The 15,694-nt window shown below is 70.8% G+C and carries 17 protein-coding genes; 10 read left to right on the top strand and 7 right to left on the bottom strand.

What is annotated here, in order from left to right; translation table 11 throughout:
- Window positions 1-47 precede the first annotated feature (47 nt).
- The gene (locus ACFY8O_RS27530; RefSeq protein ID WP_387906900.1) at window positions 48-1,538 is read left to right on the top strand and encodes an LVIVD repeat-containing protein; all 1,491 of its coding nucleotides are present in this window, start codon (window positions 48-50) and stop codon (window positions 1,536-1,538) included.
- 172 nt (window positions 1,539-1,710) lie between these two features.
- Here the strand turns inward: ACFY8O_RS27530 and ACFY8O_RS27525 are convergent, their stop codons facing one another.
- From ACFY8O_RS27525 to ACFY8O_RS27505, 5 genes are all read right to left on the bottom strand, one after another.
- On the bottom strand, window positions 1,711-1,890 hold the full coding sequence (locus ACFY8O_RS27525) for a hypothetical protein (RefSeq protein WP_145810185.1): 180 nt from the start codon (window positions 1,888-1,890) through the stop codon (window positions 1,711-1,713).
- An 80-nt stretch (window positions 1,891-1,970) separates the two neighbouring features.
- On the bottom strand, window positions 1,971-2,696 hold the full coding sequence (locus ACFY8O_RS27520) for an HAD family hydrolase (protein ID WP_387906897.1): 726 nt from the start codon (window positions 2,694-2,696) through the stop codon (window positions 1,971-1,973).
- Between the two features lie 31 nt (window positions 2,697-2,727).
- Window positions 2,728-3,417, bottom strand: coding sequence for a phosphatase PAP2 family protein (locus tag ACFY8O_RS27515; protein WP_387906894.1), 690 nt, complete (start codon window positions 3,415-3,417; stop codon window positions 2,728-2,730).
- Window positions 3,418-3,450: 33 nt separating this feature from the next.
- Window positions 3,451-4,386 (bottom strand): M56 family metallopeptidase, encoded by a 936-nt coding sequence (locus ACFY8O_RS27510; protein WP_145810180.1) that lies wholly within the window; start codon window positions 4,384-4,386, stop codon window positions 3,451-3,453.
- Between the two features lie 86 nt (window positions 4,387-4,472).
- Window positions 4,473-5,066, bottom strand: coding sequence for a DUF5134 domain-containing protein (locus tag ACFY8O_RS27505; RefSeq protein WP_387906891.1), 594 nt, complete (start codon window positions 5,064-5,066; stop codon window positions 4,473-4,475).
- A 179-nt stretch (window positions 5,067-5,245) separates the two neighbouring features.
- On the opposite strand from ACFY8O_RS27505, the gene ACFY8O_RS27500 reads away from it, so the two are divergent.
- Entirely contained in the window at window positions 5,246-5,794 is a 549-nt protein-coding gene (locus ACFY8O_RS27500; protein ID WP_387906888.1) for a GNAT family N-acetyltransferase, read from the top strand.
- Window positions 5,795-5,893: 99 nt separating this feature from the next.
- On the opposite strand, the gene ACFY8O_RS27495 is transcribed toward ACFY8O_RS27500, so the two are convergent.
- Window positions 5,894-6,544, bottom strand: a complete 651-nt coding sequence (locus ACFY8O_RS27495; RefSeq protein WP_387906886.1) for a glycerophosphodiester phosphodiesterase — start codon at window positions 6,542-6,544, stop codon at window positions 5,894-5,896.
- Window positions 6,545-6,825: 281 nt separating this feature from the next.
- Between ACFY8O_RS27495 and ACFY8O_RS27490 the strand changes: the two genes are divergently transcribed.
- From ACFY8O_RS27490 to ACFY8O_RS27480, 3 genes are read left to right on the top strand one after another with little or no spacing between them, the layout of a single operon-like run.
- Window positions 6,826-8,223 (top strand): DUF6421 family protein, encoded by a 1,398-nt coding sequence (locus tag ACFY8O_RS27490; RefSeq protein ID WP_387906883.1) that lies wholly within the window; start codon window positions 6,826-6,828, stop codon window positions 8,221-8,223.
- A 26-nt stretch (window positions 8,224-8,249) separates the two neighbouring features.
- Complete coding sequence (locus ACFY8O_RS27485; protein WP_145810171.1) at window positions 8,250-9,014, top strand: SDR family NAD(P)-dependent oxidoreductase; 765 nt, start codon at window positions 8,250-8,252, stop codon at window positions 9,012-9,014.
- On the top strand, window positions 9,011-10,075 hold the full coding sequence (locus ACFY8O_RS27480; RefSeq protein ID WP_208766099.1) for a threonine aldolase family protein: 1,065 nt from the start codon (window positions 9,011-9,013) through the stop codon (window positions 10,073-10,075). Before ACFY8O_RS27485 ends, ACFY8O_RS27480 begins: the two co-directional genes overlap by 4 nt.
- A 167-nt stretch (window positions 10,076-10,242) precedes the next feature.
- Here the strand turns inward: ACFY8O_RS27480 and ACFY8O_RS27475 are convergent, their stop codons facing one another.
- A complete protein-coding gene (locus ACFY8O_RS27475) occupies window positions 10,243-10,965 on the bottom strand; it encodes a lysophospholipid acyltransferase family protein (protein ID WP_145810168.1) in 723 nt (240 codons plus the stop codon).
- A 219-nt stretch (window positions 10,966-11,184) separates the two neighbouring features.
- On the opposite strand from ACFY8O_RS27475, the gene ACFY8O_RS27470 reads away from it, so the two are divergent.
- The 5 genes from ACFY8O_RS27470 (at window position 11,185) to ACFY8O_RS27450 (ending at window position 15,691) form a co-directional block, all read left to right on the top strand.
- Complete coding sequence (locus ACFY8O_RS27470; RefSeq protein WP_145810166.1) at window positions 11,185-11,511, top strand: TlpA family protein disulfide reductase; 327 nt, start codon at window positions 11,185-11,187, stop codon at window positions 11,509-11,511.
- A gap of 196 nt (window positions 11,512-11,707) precedes the next feature.
- Window positions 11,708-12,211: a flavin reductase family protein gene (locus tag ACFY8O_RS27465; protein WP_387906878.1), complete on the top strand. Its 504-nt coding sequence runs from the start codon at window positions 11,708-11,710 to the stop codon at window positions 12,209-12,211.
- Window positions 12,212-12,412: 201 nt separating this feature from the next.
- On the top strand, window positions 12,413-13,198 hold the full coding sequence (locus tag ACFY8O_RS27460; protein WP_031096812.1) for an electron transfer flavoprotein subunit beta/FixA family protein: 786 nt from the start codon (window positions 12,413-12,415) through the stop codon (window positions 13,196-13,198).
- A gap of 58 nt (window positions 13,199-13,256) precedes the next feature.
- On the top strand, window positions 13,257-14,219 hold the full coding sequence (locus ACFY8O_RS27455) for an electron transfer flavoprotein subunit alpha/FixB family protein (RefSeq protein WP_145810163.1): 963 nt from the start codon (window positions 13,257-13,259) through the stop codon (window positions 14,217-14,219).
- A 173-nt stretch (window positions 14,220-14,392) separates the two neighbouring features.
- Entirely contained in the window at window positions 14,393-15,691 is a 1,299-nt protein-coding gene (locus tag ACFY8O_RS27450) for a DUF6986 family protein (RefSeq protein WP_387906875.1), read from the top strand.
- Window positions 15,692-15,694: the final 3 nt, after the last annotated feature.

The following is a 15,694-nucleotide window of genomic DNA, read 5'->3' as shown; positions in this document are numbered from 1 at the left end:
GGGGTCCAAGAACCGTTCGTCGACGAACGGATACAAGGGAGGACGCAGTGACCTCGTTGCACACCACCAGCGTGCGGCGCAGACGTCTGGGTGTGGCGGCAGCCGCGGCCGGGCTCATCGCCACGCTGTTCTCGGCCGGACCCGCAGCCGCGACGCCGGACCCGGGCGACACCGCCACCACCCGCAGCGGTGTTTCCGTGAGCGAGCAGGCCGAAGCACGTGCCGCCATCGAGAGCGGCGAGATACCCGGCGTGGACGAGATCGTCCACAGCGCCAACATCGAGCACCTCACGAACGTCCCCAAGGACGCGCTCCAGGGGCTCAACACGGACCTGGCCTTCCAGGGCAACTACGCCTACGCCGGAAACTACGACGGCTTCCGGATCTTCGACATCCGCGACCCGAAGAAGCCGAAGACCGTCGCACAGGTCCTGTGCCCCGGCTCGCAGAACGACATTTCGGTCTCCGGGAACCTGCTCTTCCTGTCGACCGACTCCTCACGAAGCGACAACTCCTGTGCCAGCACCACCCAGCCGGCGACGGAGAAGTCCTCGTGGGAGGGCATGAAGGTCTTCGACATCAGCGACAAGCGCAACCCGAAGTACGTCGCGGCCGTCGAGACCGCCTGTGGGTCCCACACCCACACGATCATCCCGGACCGCAAGAACGTCTACGTCTACGTGTCGTCGTACTCGCCGAACGAGACGTTCCCGGACTGCCAGCCGCCGCACGACGGCATCTCCGTCATCAAGGTGCCGCGCAGCGCCCCCGAGGACTCCCGGATCGTGAACTTCCCGGTCCTCTTCCCGGACGGCGGCAACCCGGGTGCGCCGACCAACCCGGGCGTCTCCAAGACCACCGGATGCCACGACATCACCGTCCTGCCGTCCAAGGACCTGGCGGCCGGGGCGTGCATGGGTGACGGTCTGCTCTTCTCCATCAAGGACCCCGAGAACCCGAAGATCATCGACCGGGTCCAGGACAACGTGAACTTCGCGTTCTGGCACTCCGCGACCTTCAACCAGGGTGCGGACAAGGTCGTGTTCACCGACGAGCTCGGCGGCGGCGGAGCGGCGACCTGCAACGACCGGATCGGCCCGAACCGCGGTGCCGACGGCGTCTACGACATCACGGGCAAGGGCGACAACCGCAAGCTCGTCTTCCGCAGCTACTTCAAGATCGACCGTCCGCAGGCGGACACCGAGGTGTGCGTGGCGCACAACGGCTCGATCATCCCGGTCAAGGGCCGTGACCTGATGGTCCAGGCCTGGTACCAGGGCGGAGTCTCCGTGTGGGACTTCACCGACTCCTCGAAGCCGAAGGAGATCGCGTTCTTCGAGCGCGGTCCCGTCTCCACGACGGCCGTCACCACGGCCGGCCCGTGGTCGGCGTACTACTACAACGGCTACATCTACTCCAACGACATCGCCAAGGGCTTCGACGTCCTGAAGCTCGACGACCGGCGGACCGACCCCGCGAAGAAGGTGCGGCTGAAGGAGCTCAACGTCCAGACGCAGCCGGACTACTTCGACCGCTGACCCACCGCTCGCCGAGCGCGTCGACGACAGTGCCCCGCCGGGCGGCTTCCGCCCGGCGGGGCACGTCTATCCGATTGATTTGTGGGCGGCACGGGGACATGCTGTACCCCTGATTCCGGCGATGCGGGGGATCGCCGGAATCAGGGGTACCGCCGCGTGCCGCGCGACAGGCTCAGGCAGCCGGCCGGACACTCGTGCCCGAGGCGGCGGCCCACTCCACCAGGAGGCGCTGGTACAGCGTCTCCTGGTCCGGGGACAGCAGACCGCCCGAGCGCTGCCACAGGTCGCGAATCTCTTCGTTGACCACGGAGGCGGGGCGCACGGTGACGGACGTGTTCGGATACGGGGACATGTGCACCAAACTAAACCCCCACCGGGGTCCGGGTCGCCTTCCGGGACAGGGACATCCCTCACACCGTCTCCAGGAATCCTTCACGCACCGGGTCCCGCAGGCGCCTCTCCCGCGCGTTCCACCAGGCGGAGCGCCCGGAGGCCGTCGGGCCTTTCCGCCACCGGAAGGTGGTCCACGAAACGCACCTCACAGCCCACGGCGCTCGCCCCCGCGTCCGCGTGGCGGTCGTCACCGACCATCACCACCCCCGTGGGATCGTGGCCCAGCAGCCCGCACGCCGTGCGGAACAGCCGGGGATCGGGCTTCTGCACGCCGTGCTCGCAGGACAGGACGTAGGCGTCGACCAGCTCGTCCAGGCCGTGTGCGCGGAAGACGGGACGCAGGTCCCACCCGATGTTGCTGACGACCCCGATCGCGACGCCGTGGTGGCGCAGCCCCCGCAGTACCTCCGCCGCATCGGGGTACGGCTGCCAGGCGGCCGGGTCCATGTGCCGTTCGTACAGCGCGTCGTAGAGCCCTGGGTCCGGCAGCGCGACCCGCCGGGCGGCACCTGTGTACGCCTCCCTGTGCAGGCGGGCACTGCGGTCGCGAGCGGCCCACACGGCGGCCAGGTCCGGGGGCACCTCCAGCGGGGCCGGGCCCCCGGGCAGTGCCCCGGAAGCCGTCAGGAGACGCACGTGACGCTCGAAGTCCTGTGGTGCAACCGTGGTGCCCCGGGCGTCCAGGGCCGCCCGCAGCCACGCAGCGACGGACTCGATCCGGAAGAGCGTCCCGGAGAAGTCGAAAAGTACCCCTCTGATCGGCATGCGCCCGATCATCGTCGCTGCGGTCGGGGTCCTACAAGGGCGCGTCCGCACCGCCGGCCGCCCGCCTCGCCGTGTACGCGGTGTATCCGGCGACGGAGAGCGCGACCACGGCGCCTCCGAGCAGCACCCCGCCGACCACGTCGGTCAGCCAGTGCACACCCAGGTAGAGGCGTGTCAGGGAGACTCCGGCCACGGAGACCACCGCGAGCGCCAGCGAGGCCCACCACACGGGCGCCTGTGCGCCGTGCAGGCGCAGGAGCCACATCAGGAGCCCACAGGTCACCGCGGCCGTCATGGCGTGCCCCGAAGGGAAGGCCGCGTAGTGCGCCGAGTCCACCGGGTCGGGCCACCGGGGCCGCTCCCGGCCCACGGCCGCCTTCAGCCCCTGCTGGAGGAGCGTGGCGAACAGACTCGTCGCGGCGACCCACCCGGCGAGCAGACGCGCGCCGCGCCACCACAGGACGACGACGGTCACGGCGGTCAGGGCGCGCATCGTCCACGGGTCCCAGACCCAGTCCGTCAGCACCCGGTTGACGTGGACCAGCCCTGGTTCGGTCACTGCGCTGCGGTGCAGCGCGTCGGCCAGCCTGCCGTCGAGCGACATCAGGGGCGACCAGCGCACGGCCACCAGCACCAGCAGGACGACGGACAGGGCGGCGCAGACGAGGCCCAGGGCCAGGAAGGGGGTTCGGCCACTCGGTGCTCGGGAGGGGGAGTACATGCGGTGATCCTCGCGGACGACCCGCACGGGACGCTAACCCAGTGCGCTGAGTCCCGGAACGAACGCCACCAGCAGCGGAACGACGGGCACCAGCGCGGCGGCGGCCGTCAGCCGCAGCCGCCGGCCGGCGGTGAGCCGTTCCACCGGGGCGAGGAGGCGGTTCACCCTGAGCGGCATGTCGGCGCCGGGAGTGGGGCACGGGCCGAATACGCCGCGGTCCTCGTTGAGTTCGACGAGTGCGAGAGCGATCGTGAGGCGTCCGAAGCGCCGTGACGCCACGTCGTCGGCGGCCAGTTCGACGAGGCGGTGCATCTCGTCCCGGAACGCGGCGAACACCGGAATCTGCGGGAACCCGGTCGCGAGGGCGCCCGAGCAGTGCAGGAGCCAGTCGTGGCGGGCCTGCGCGTGCCCCTGCTCGTGTGCGAGCACCGCATCGAGCTGGCGTCCCTTCAGCCGCCCCAGCGCCGCGGTGGTGATGACCAGTTGGGGCGCCGCCCCCGGTAGCCACCAGGCGTCCGGGCGTTCGCCCTCCAGCACCACGAGGCGACCGCTGCCCGGCTCCTCGCCGGGCAGCAGCGGGGAGCGGACGAGCAGTTCGCGCCGCCGCTGCCTGCGGCGGGTCCGGGCCCGGTGGATCTCCCGCACGAGCATGGCCGCGGTCCACACGCCGCCGAGCGCCAGCAGTACGGCGATGACCGCCGACCAGGGCCCGTACGCGCCGAGGGCATAGGCCTCCACCACGGCGTGCGGCGCGGGCGCGAAGACGTGACCGCGTACCGCCTGCCAGGCGGCGGCCGCGCTGAAGGTCATGGAGAGCCCGAACGACAGCAGGACCCCCGCCACCACGCACTGCCAGACCCAGAGGGCCACCACCGGCTCGCGCTCCGGCCATCGGGCCCGCGCCATCAGGCCCGGGGCCACGACAGCGGCCATGGCGCCGAGCAGCAGCAGCGCGAGGGAGACCAACATGGCGTCAGCCTATGAGCGGCGCGCAGTTCACCGATATGGCCACGCACGCCAAGTGACGTACGCCACGGAGTACCGGGCCGCTCGTCTCACAGGGTGAGAAGCATGGCGAACATGGCCATCCCCATGGTGAGCCGGCACGCGAGGGCCAACTCCGGTCGTGAGCCCCAGGCCGTGCGCCCCGGTCCGCCCGGAGCCCCACCGCCGGCCGCCACGCCGACGGGGGCGGGCGCGGGTATGAGACGTCCGGCCGAGCGCAGGACGTAGACGGCGTAGTAGGCCAGCAGCACACCGGTCAGGGCGGGAACGCCGCCGGCCTCCGCTCCGTGGGACAGATGGGCTCCGGGGTGCGCCGCCCCGGGCGCCATCGCCACCGCCATGTAGACCATGGCGAGCGAGCCGATCAGATGGTGCCAGTGATGGCCGCCGCCACGGGAGGCCTGGACCAGCGCGCGCAGTGAGGCGCCGGCGAACACGAGCGCGTACACGGCCCAGGTCCACTCCGGTGGCCTGAGCAGGGCGGCGGGCACCGCCATCGCGGCCATCCCGAAGCCCATCACCGCCTCCGCGCGTGCCGCGCGGCGTTCCCGCTCAGGCCCCTCGCGGGTCCGCAGGAGGCAGTACGCCCCCGTGAAGCCGCACAAGACCATGAGCAGCCAGCCGGACAGCGCCGGTCCGTGCACGGTGCCCTCCCCCCTACGACGAATGACGCCGGTGTCGTCCGATCGATGCCCCGTTCCGTCTGCGCCTACCGGGGCGCATTGGGGTACTGGGGGAGCGCGACAGGGCCTGCGGAGGGCGGCCGGGGCCGCGTTAGTCTCGGACAGCACCGTCGGCAGCACACCAACCGGAGAACAGCCACATGGACATCGCACCGGCCCCGGCCCGGGTACCCCTGACCTTCCGAGACGCGACCGAGGCGGATGTCCCGGTCCTCGTGGGGCTCGTCGAGTCCGCCTACCGGGGCGACGCGAGCCGGGCCGGCTGGACCACCGAGGCCGACATCCTCCAGGGGCAGCGCACCGACGCGGCCGGCGTGCGCGAGGTGCTCGGGACCCCCTCCGGGCGGATCCTCGTCGCCGAGCGGGACGGCGAGGCGGTCGCCTGCTGTCAGCTCGAACACCGGGGCGAGGCGGCGTACTTCGGCATGTTCGCGGTCAGGCCGGAGCTTCAGGGAGCCGGCCTGGGCAAGGTGATCATCGCCGAGGCGGAGCGCACCGCACGCGCGGACTGGGGCGCGCGCGAGATGCACATGACGGTGATCTCCGTCCGCGAGGAGCTCATCGCCTGGTACGAGCGCCGGGGCTACCGCCGCACGGGAGAGCTGACGCCCTTCCCGTACGGCGACGAGCGCTTCGGAATCCCGCAGCGTGAGGACCTCGCGTTCGAGCTGCTGGTGAAGGCGCTGTAGTCAGGCGGGAGACGCCGGCCCGGGAGACGGCGCTCCCGCGAGCGCCCTTTCCGGGGGTGGTGCGTGGGCCTTCCCCCGAGCGCCCGGGCCGGGGGCCGCTCAGGCGGTGAAGCGGCCGGCCCGGCGGATCTCCGGATAGTCGGTCGTGGCCCCGTCCAGGCCCAGGGCGCGCACCAGACGCAGGTGGTCCTGCGTGTTCACCACCCAGCCCAGCACCTTCAGGCCCTCGGCGTGCGCCTGCTCGACCACCTCCAGGGTGAGGCGGCGGATGTTGAGTGCGAGGGTCGCCGCGCCCACCGCCTTCGCCCGCTCCACCACGTCGCCCTCCCAGCGGCTGGCGATGAGCACCGTCCGTACGCCCGGCACCAGCCGCGCGATCTCGGCGACCGCCTCGTCGTGGAACGAGGACACCTCGACGCGTCCGGCCAGATCGCGGCGGAGCATCACGCCGGCCAGCACCCGGGCCGCGGCGACGTCCTTGATCTCGGCCTGGACGGGGGAGCCGACCGCGTCGAGCACCTCCTCGAAGACGGGCACCCGCTCTCCCTGCCCGGCGTCGAGCTCACGCAGCTCCGCCAGCGTCTTCTCCGAGATCAGTCCCCGGCCGTCCGTCGTGCGCCCCACGTCGGGGTCGTGCATCACGGCGAGCGCGCCGTCCTTGCTCAGATGGAGGTCCAGCTCGATGGCGTCCATACCGGCCTGTTCCGCGCGCACGAACGAGCGCAGCGTGTTCTCCGGCTCGACACCCATGACTCCGCGATGTCCGATGGTGAGAAAAGTCAAGGCACTCCCGCTTCCGTCCGTCGTCCTCGTCCCGCGTGCGGCTTCTGCCCCCAGGGAAGCAGTTTCCGCCCCAGGGACGGAGAGCGCGGGGCCCGTGCGGTGGAAGAAGTTGTCGCAGAGATGTGTGACAGGAAAAATAACGGTGAGCATGGGGGGATGGCAGGATAATTTTTCGTCCCTGACTTGTCTGAAGGAACCGCACATGGATACGGTTGCCTGACGCGAGGTTCTCCGGTGAAGGAAGTGTTATGACGGAAATTCTTGAGCATGTGACCGCCACCGGCGCGATAGCTGCCGGTCAACGGGTCGTGGAGCATCCGGCCTGGCCCTCGCTCAAGAGTGCCGTGGAGGAGTTCCGCCCCTGGCAGTCCAAGGACGGCTCCATCGACTTCACCGCCGAGGGCGCGCCCACCGCCGCCGCGGCCGAAGCCGTCATCGCCCGCGTGATCACCGCCGTCGAGCAGCTCTCCCCGCTGCTCCCGCACGACGACGCCTACCACCGCGCGCTCGTCGCCGACCTGCGCCGCTGGGCCGCCGACGGCTTCGGAGTCCCGGACTTCCTGGACTCCCTGCTCGCCTTCCAGCCCGCCCGGAACCGGGCCGACGGCCTCCAGCACCTGGTCGTCTTCGCGATGTACACCCAGAACGGCAATCCGGACCGCAACCTCGAAGCGGTCGTGCTGCGGATGGTCTGGCCCGAGTGGCTCGCCGACCTGGAGGCCACGCGCTACGACAACCCGCTGTTCTGCGGCATCACCTTCGAGGACTTCACCTCGGGCTACGACACCAACTCCGCCGTGCTCTTCCCCGAGACCATCGCCGTGCGCGAGGCGCCGGAGCGCTTCAGCTGGGGCGGCATCTTCTGCGACCGCGAGGCCGCGCGCTTCCGCCGTGTGACCGAGGCATCCGTCGATCTGCTGGGTGTCGATCTGCCCGACGACATCCGCGAGATGATCGGCGACCAGGAGCGCTGCGAGCAGGCGTTCGTGCTCTGGGACATGGTCCACGACCGCACCCACAGCCACGGCGACCTGCCGTTCGACCCCTTCATGATCAAGCAGCGCCAGCCGTTCTGGATGTACGGGCTGGAGGAGCTGCGCTGCGACCTCACCGCCTTCAAGGAGGCCGTGAAGCTGGAGGCCGACGGCTTCGGCCAGGGCCGGGACGTGCAGTTCGCGGTGCTCTTCGACCGCATGTTCCGCTTCCCGGTCACCGGTGAGCGCGTCCGCAACTACGACGGTCTGGGCGGCCAGCTCCTCTTCGCCTACCTCCACAAGCACGACGTCGTCCGCTGGACCGACAACACGCTCAGGATCGACTGGGAGCGTGCACCGCAGGTCACCAACCAGCTCTGCGCGGAGATCGAGAAGCTCTACCGCGACGGCATCGACCGCCCCAAGCTCGTGCACTGGTTCGCGGCGTACGACCTGGTCGCGACCTATCTCGCACCCCACCCCGGCTCCCGCTGGGCCAAGGGCCCGGAGGCCCTGGACCTGAATCAGCCGCCGCGCAAGCTCGTCGACGACGTGCTTCCGGACGAGTTTCCCCTGAGCATGTTCTATGAGGCGCTCTCGAAGAAACTGAAGCATGTGATCGCCTCCACCAAGGGGATCACTGCGGCGGATGCCGGGCGGGCAGCGGCGTGAGCGCGGGTTCTGAGGAGGCGGTGGCGATGAACGGAACAGGCAGTGCCGACAACGGTGCGCTCGACGGTGCGGTGATCGCGGTGGCCGGAGCGGCGGGGCCGGCGGGCCGCGCCACCTTGCTCAGGCTCGCCGAGGCGGGCGCGACCGTCGTCGCTTCCGACGCCAACCCCGAGCGGCTCGTCGAAGCCGTGGACGCGGCGCGGTACGCCCACGGGGGAGCGACCGTCACCGGGGACACGGTGGACCTGCTCGACCTGGCGGCCACCCGTGACTGGGTCGTCAAGACCGAGAAGGAGTTCGGCCGCATCGACGGCCTGGTCCACCTGGTGGGCGGCTGGCGCGGCAGCGCGGGCTTCGCGGACACCAGCCTCGCCGACTGGGAGTTCCTGGAGAAGCTGCTGGTCCGCACCGTCCAGTCCACCTCGCTGGCGTTCCAGGAGGTCCTCCAGCGCAGCGACCGCGGCCGGTACGTACTGATCAGCGCCGCCGGGGCGAGCAGCCCCACTGCGGGGAACGCGGCCTACGCCGCGTCCAAGGCCGCCGCTGAGGCCTGGACCCTCGCCCTCGCGGACTCCTTCCGCAAGGCAGGGGGCGACGCGGGGCCGACGGCGGCTGCTGCGATCCTGGTCGTCAAGGCACTGGTGCACGACGCGATGCGCGCCGAGCGCCCGAATGCGAAGTTCGCGGGCTTCACGGACGTCCAGGAGCTGGCCGAGGCCATCGCCGGAGTCTGGGACCGGCCCGCCGGAGAAGTGAACGGAAAGCGTCTGTGGCTGACCCCGCAACCGTGAAGACCGATGCACGACGTCATCACGACCCGCAGGTACGCGGATTCGCGAGCGACAACTACGCGGGGGCGCATCCGGAGGTTCTCGCGGCCCTCGCCCTCGCCAACGACGGCCATCAGGTCGCCTACGGGGAGGACGACTACACCGGCCACCTCCAGCGGGTCATGCACAGCCACTTCGGGCCGACGGCCGAGGCCTTCCCGGTCTTCAACGGCACGGGGGCCAACGTCGTCGCCCTCCAGGCGCTGACCGACCGGTGGGGCGCCGTGATCTGCGCCGAGTCCGCGCACATCAACGTGGACGAGGGCGGGGCGCCGGAGCGGATGGGCGGGCTGAAGCTCCTCACCGTCCCGACGCCGGACGGCAAGCTGACCCCGGAGCTCATCGACCGCCAGGCGTACGGCTGGGACGACGAGCACCGGGCGATGCCGCAGGTCGTCTCGATCACCCAGAACACCGAGCTCGGCACCGTCTACACCCCCGCCGAGATCCGCGCCATCTGCGACCACGCCCACGAGCGCGGCATGAAGGTGCACCTCGACGGCGCCCGCATAGCCAACGCCGCCGCGTCGCTGGACGTGCCCATGCGCACGTTCACCAACACGGTCGGCGTCGACGTGCTCTCGTTCGGCGGGACCAAGAACGGAGCGCTGTTCGGCGAGGCCGTCGTCGTCCTGAACCCGGACTCCGTCCGTGCGATGAAGCACCTGCGCAAGCTGTCGATGCAGCTCGCCTCCAAGATGCGCTTCGTCTCGGTCCAGCTGGAGGCGCTGCTCGCGCGCGACCTCTGGCTGCGCAACGCGCGCCACTCCAACGCCATGGCCCAGCGCCTGGCGGAGGGGGTGCGTGCGGTGGACGGGGTGGAGATCCTCCATCCCGTCCAGGCCAACGCCGTCTTCGCCCGGCTGCCCCACGAGGTGTCGGAACGGCTGCAGAAGCGCTTCCGCTTCTACTTCTGGGACGAGACGGCCGGTGACGTCCGCTGGATGTGCGCCTTCGACACGCGCGAGGAGGACGTGGACGCCTTCGTGCTGGCGCTCAAGGAGGAGATGGCCAGGCAGTAGCGGCACGTACGAGCGGCCGACCGGATGCACCGGTCGGCCGCTCCGCCGTGTCCACGGGGCCTGGGCGACGTGGACACGGGCCCGCCGGGCCGCTGTGGAGGCCGCCGCTGAGGGCGGCCGTCCTTCGCGGCCCGGCGTGACGTTTCATCCGCCCCGCGTGGCGGCCGTCAGCCGTTCTCGCGTACCTCGGCCGGAGTCGGAGCCGTACCACCGAGGTGTGCCGGGACCCACCAGGTGTCGGCCGCGTCCTTCGGGCGCACCGGGTAGGCCCGCTGTGCCGCTTCGAGCAGCTCCTGGACGCGCTCGCGGAGCCGACGGGTGATCGCACCCGCGTACTGGTCCGCGGGGGCTTCCAGGGCCTCGCCCACGCGGATGGTGATGGGGGTGTGGCTGCGCCGGAAGTTGCGCGGACGGCCCTTGGTCCACAGACGCTGCGTCCCCCACAGCGCCATCGGGATCAGCGGTACGCCCGCCTCCTGGGCGAGGCGCGCGGCGCCCGACTTGAAGCTCTTCAGCGTGAACGACTGGGAGATCGTCGCCTCGGGGAACACACCGACGATCTCGCCCGCGCGCAGCGACGCGAGTGCGTGCGCGTAGGCGTCCTCGCCCTGGTTGCGGTCCACGGGGATGTGCTTCATGCCGCGCATCAGCGGTCCGGACACCTTGTGGCGGAACACCGACTCCTTGGCCATGAAGCGCACGAGCCGCTTCTGCGGCAGGGCGCCGAGGCCGGTGAAGATGAAGTCCAGATAGCTGATGTGGTTGCTGACCAGAACCGCGCCACCGGTCTTCGGGATGTGCTCCGAACCCTGGGTGTCGATCTTCAGGTCGAGCGCCTTGAACAGCGTGCGCGCGGCGCCGATGACCGGCCGATAGACGAGTTCTGCCATCTGGATGAAGACCCTTCTTCAATGCCTGGGGAGGGTTCTCCCGGCGGAAGTTACGCAGCCGTAGGTTTTCGGCATTGGGGCGATCGTGCCCCATGTGTGACGCCGTGGCCAGCCCCAAAGGCTCCGGGGCGAGAGATTCTCGTCACGTGAATCCTCCGGGAATGTAATGCGGACGCCCGGTGCTGACCCATTGCGCAGAGCTGTGAGAAGGAGGCCGGGATGGACGGGCAGACGGCTGCCGACACGCTGGACGCCGCCCAACTCGGTGCGGAACTGGGGGAGAGGGCGACGCTGGTGCAGTTCTCCAGCGCCTTCTGCCAGCCCTGTCGCGCCACCCGGCGCACCCTCACGGAGGTGGCCGGCATGGTCGAGGGAGTCGCCCATGTGGAGATCGACGCCGAGGCGCATCTCACCCTCGTACGGCGGCTCGGCATCACCCGGACCCCCACGGTGCTGGTGCTCGACGCACAAGGGCGTGTCGTCCGCCGGGCGGCCGGCCAGCCGCGTACGGCCGACGTGGTCGCCGCCCTCGGACGGGCCATGTGACGGGCCGTGACGCTTCTCCCACATGACGGGACGCACTTGACTGCCCCCACCACGCATCGTCAGTCTGACGTCGTGCCGCCTGAACTCCTTCTCCACGGCCGGGTCCACGTCGACCTCGTGCGCCACGCGAGTGCGCGCTGTCCGGGTCTCTGAAGAATCCCCGGCCCCGTACGCCCCCTCGCAGAAGGACTCTGTCATGACGGCCTCTCCCGATCTCGGCACCCGGACCGGCACCCCCGCACTGCTCCGCTCCGTCTTCCGGCACCACGCCGCCGGTGTCGCCGTGATCACCGCGGCGGGTGAGCGTCCGGTCGGTTTCACGGCCACCTCGCTCAGCTCCGTCGCCGCCGAACCGCCCCTCGTCTCCTTCGGGGTGGGCGCCTCGGCCTCCAGCTGGCCCGTGATCGCCGAGGCGGAGCACGTCGGCATCCACATACTCGCCGAGCACCAGCACGAGCTGGCCGCGACCTTCGCCCGCAGCGGAGCCGACCGCTTCGGCCCGTCCACCGACTGGAGCACGGGTCCCGAGGGTGTTCCGCTCCTCGGCGGAGTGGTGGCCTGGCTGGTCTGCCGCGTGGTGGCCCGGATCCCGGCCGGTGACCACCGCATCGTGATCGGCCAGGTGGTCGCCGGGGAACCCTCCGAGGGCGGACGTCCGCTGGTCTACCACCAGGGTCGTTTCACGGCTCTGCGAGACTGAGCGCGAGCAAGGCGGTACCGGAGCGCAGCCCGTTGGCTACGTCACAGTTCCAAGCGCTTGCTTATGGGTAACGTACTGGGTGTACTGGCGAGTAATATTTCACCGGGAGCTCGGTCGCCCCGACCGGAAACCGCCCGATAAGGCGCCTATGCTGCGTGCAACAAGGCAGCCCAGAAAAGACGATGCAGTAGGAGAGCCGGCGTGAGCTTGAGGATCGTTGTCTGTGTGAAGTACGTGCCCGACGCCACCGGCGACCGGCACTTCGCCGATGACCTGACCCTGGACCGTGACGACGTCGACGGTCTGCTGTCCGAGCTCGACGAGTACGCGGTCGAGCAGGCGCTGCAGATCGCCGACGAGGCGGACGACGCGGAGATCACCGTGCTCACGGTGGGTCCCGAGGACGCCAAGGACGCGCTGCGCAAGGCGCTGTCGATGGGCGCCGACAAGGCCGTCCACGTCGAGGACGACGACCTGCACGGCACCGACGTCATCGGCACCTCGCTGGTGCTGGCCAAGGCCGTCGAGAAGACCGGTTACGACCTGGTCATCTGCGGCATGGCGTCGACCGACGGCACCATGGGTGTGCTGCCGGCGCTGCTCGCGGAGCGCCTCGGCGTCCCGCAGGTCACGCTGCTCTCCGAGGTCTCGGTCGAGGACGGCACGGTCAAGGGCCGCCGCGACGGCGACTCCGCGAGCGAGCAGCTCGAGGCGTCCCTCCCGGCCGTGGTCTCCGTGACCGACCAGTCGGGCGAGGCCCGCTACCCGTCCTTCAAGGGCATCATGGCGGCCAAGAAGAAGCCGGTCGAGTCCCTGGACCTCGAGGACCTGGAGATCGAGGCGGACGAGGTCGGCCTGGGTGGCTCCTGGACCGCGGTCGACTCGGCGGCAGAGCGTCCGGCCCGTACGGCGGGCACGATCGTCAAGGACGAGGGCGAGGGCGGCAAGCAGCTGGCCGAGTTCCTTGCGGGCCAGAAGTTCATCTGAGCCCCGGCCGTCCCCTCCACCGCCCCGCCCTCCCTCGCACGCAGGAGATTGACTTCCCATGGCTGAAGTTCTCGTCTATGTCGACCACGTGGACGGTGCCGTCCGCAAGCCCACCCTGGAGCTGCTGACGCTCGCCCGCCGCATCGGCGAGCCGGTCGCGGTCGCTCTGGGCAACGGCGCCGCCGACACCGCCGCCGCGCTCGCCGAGCACGGCGCGGTCAAGGTGCTGACCGCCGACGCGCCCGAGTTCGCCGACTACCTCGTCGTCCCCAAGGTCGACGCGCTCCAGGCCGCCTACGACGCGGTGTCCCCGGCCGCGGTGCTGCTGCCCTCCTCGGCCGAGGCCAAGGAGATCGCGGCCCGCCTCGCGCTCCGCATCGGTTCCGGCATCATCACGGACGCCGTCGACCTGGAGGCCGGTGACCAGGGCCCGGTCGCCACCCAGTCCGCGTTCGCCGCCTCGTACACCACCAAGTCCCGTGTCTCCAAGGGCACTCCGGTCATCACGGTCAAGCCGAACTCGGCCGCCGTCGAGGCCGCCCCGGCCGCGGGCGCCGTCGAGGCCCTCACGGTCTCCTTCTCGGCCACCGCCACCGGCACCAAGGTCCTCTCCCGCACCCCGCGCGAGTCGACCGGCCGTCCGGAGCTGACCGAGGCCGCGATCGTCGTCTCCGGCGGCCGTGGCGTCAACGGTGCGGAGAACTTCGCGATCATCGAGGCGCTCGCCGACTCGCTCGGTGCCGCGGTCGGCGCCTCGCGTGCCGCCGTCGACGCCGGCTGGTACCCGCACACCAACCAGGTGGGCCAGACCGGCAAGTCGGTCTCCCCGCAGCTGTACATCGCCTCCGGCATCTCGGGCGCGATCCAGCACCGCGCCGGCATGCAGACCTCGAAGACCATCGTCGCGGTCAACAAGGACGCCGAAGCCCCGATCTTCGACCTCGTCGACTACGGCGTCGTCGGGGACCTCTTCGACGTCGTCCCGCAGCTCACCGACGAGGTCAAGTCCCGCAAGGGCTGACCGCGTCAGGGGTATCGCCCGAACGACGGCCCGGGGCCGCGTGGTGTTCTCACCGCGCGGCCCCGGGCCGTTTCCGATCACCATTGACGCGCGACCAGGCACCTTATAGCTTCACTATGCGGATGAAGGATTCCGGCAAGCGGAAAACAGTCGAGTGTATGGAGGGTACGGCCATGGGTCAGCAGGAGAAGGTGGCGACGAGCCTCGCCGGCGCGGTCGGTGCGGAGATCGGCGCCTCCCTCACGGCGGTGGACGCCGAACTCGCCCGCCGCTACCCGGGAGATCCCGGCACCCGCCAGCCCGTCCACACCGTGTACGTCCCCGCCGACACCTTCGCCGCCACCACCCTGCGGACCTGGGGCGACCAGGCCCTCGAAGCCCTCGACGAGCACGCCCCCGACGCCGCAGCACTCGCCGGCGTGCTTGGTATCCCGCAGGAGCTCGCCGAGCCCGTGCACGACCGCGTACGGGCGAAGCTGGAGCGCGAGCCGGTCGAGGACCTGCGCATCGACTTCGAGGACGGCTACGGGCCCCGTCCCGACGCCGAGGAGGACGAGGCCGCCGCTCGCGCGGCACGCCTGGTCGCCGATGCGTACGGCAACGGGACGGCGGCCCCGTACATGGGTATCCGCATGAAGTGCATGGAGGCCGCCGTGCGCGAGCGGGGTATCCGCACCACGGACATCTTCCTCACCGGGCTGATGCGGGCGGGCGGGCTGCCCGACGGGCTCGTCCTGACGCTGCCCAAGGTGACCTACCCCGAGCAGGTCTCGGCCTTCGTGCGGCTGCTCGAGGCCTTCGAGGAGGCCCACGCCCTGCCGGCCGGGCGCCTCGGCTTCGAGATCCAGATCGAGACCAGCCAGTCCATCCTGGCGGCCGACGGCACCGCCGCCGTGGCCCGCATGATCGACGCCGCCCGGGGCCGGGCGACCGGACTGCACTACGGGACGTTCGACTACAGCGCCTGCGTCGGTGTCAGCCCGGCCTACCAGACAAGTGACCATCCCGCCGCCGACCACGCCAAGGCCGTCATGCAGGTCGCGGCGGCCGGCACCGGCGTACGGGTCTGCGACGGCTCCACCAACGTCCTCCCGGTCGGTCCGGCCCAGCAGGTGCACGACGCCTGGCGCCTGCACTACGGGCTCACCCGCCGCGCCCTGGCCCGCGCCTACTACCAGGGCTGGGACATGCACCCGCGCCATCTGCCCACGCGCTACGCCGCCGTCTACACCTTCTACCGCGAGGGCCTGGCCCAGGCCGCGTCCAGGCTGGCCGCCTACGTCGCGAAGGCGGGCGGAGACGTCATGGACGAGCCCGCCACCGCGAAGGCCCTCAGTGGCTATCTGCTCCGCGGGATCGACTGCGGCGCCCTGGACGCCGGCGAGGTCACCGGTCTCACCGGTCTGACCCGCGCGGATCTGGACGGCTTCGCGTCGCCGCGCCGCGGCGGCCTCACCGTGACGGCGCCGTAACGC

Source organism: Streptomyces argenteolus (genome assembly GCF_042902585.1).
Lineage (GTDB): Bacteria > Actinomycetota > Actinomycetes > Streptomycetales > Streptomycetaceae > Streptomyces > Streptomyces argenteolus.
This window is presented reverse-complemented; position numbering and strand designations above follow the sequence as displayed.

Coding starts and splice junctions, on each gene's coding strand:
- ACFY8O_RS27465 (WP_387906878.1), top strand. CDS start 11,708: ATGACGGCCTCTCCCGATCTCGGCACCCGGACCGGCACCCCCGCACTG.
- ACFY8O_RS27470 (WP_145810166.1), top strand. CDS start 11,185: ATGGACGGGCAGACGGCTGCCGACACGCTGGACGCCGCCCAACTCGGT.
- ACFY8O_RS27485 (WP_145810171.1), top strand. CDS start 8,250: ATGAACGGAACAGGCAGTGCCGACAACGGTGCGCTCGACGGTGCGGTG.
- ACFY8O_RS27455 (WP_145810163.1), top strand. CDS start 13,257: ATGGCTGAAGTTCTCGTCTATGTCGACCACGTGGACGGTGCCGTCCGC.
- ACFY8O_RS27515 (WP_387906894.1), bottom strand. CDS start 3,417: ATGTACTCCCCCTCCCGAGCACCGAGTGGCCGAACCCCCTTCCTGGCC.
- ACFY8O_RS27450 (WP_387906875.1), top strand. CDS start 14,393: ATGGGTCAGCAGGAGAAGGTGGCGACGAGCCTCGCCGGCGCGGTCGGT.
- ACFY8O_RS27510 (WP_145810180.1), bottom strand. CDS start 4,386: ATGTTGGTCTCCCTCGCGCTGCTGCTGCTCGGCGCCATGGCCGCTGTC.
- ACFY8O_RS27475 (WP_145810168.1), bottom strand. CDS start 10,965: ATGGCAGAACTCGTCTATCGGCCGGTCATCGGCGCCGCGCGCACGCTG.
- ACFY8O_RS27525 (WP_145810185.1), bottom strand. CDS start 1,890: ATGTCCCCGTATCCGAACACGTCCGTCACCGTGCGCCCCGCCTCCGTG.
- ACFY8O_RS27520 (WP_387906897.1), bottom strand. CDS start 2,696: ATGCCGATCAGAGGGGTACTTTTCGACTTCTCCGGGACGCTCTTCCGG.
- ACFY8O_RS27500 (WP_387906888.1), top strand. CDS start 5,246: ATGGACATCGCACCGGCCCCGGCCCGGGTACCCCTGACCTTCCGAGAC.
- ACFY8O_RS27490 (WP_387906883.1), top strand. CDS start 6,826: ATGACGGAAATTCTTGAGCATGTGACCGCCACCGGCGCGATAGCTGCC.
- ACFY8O_RS27495 (WP_387906886.1), bottom strand. CDS start 6,544: ATGGGTGTCGAGCCGGAGAACACGCTGCGCTCGTTCGTGCGCGCGGAA.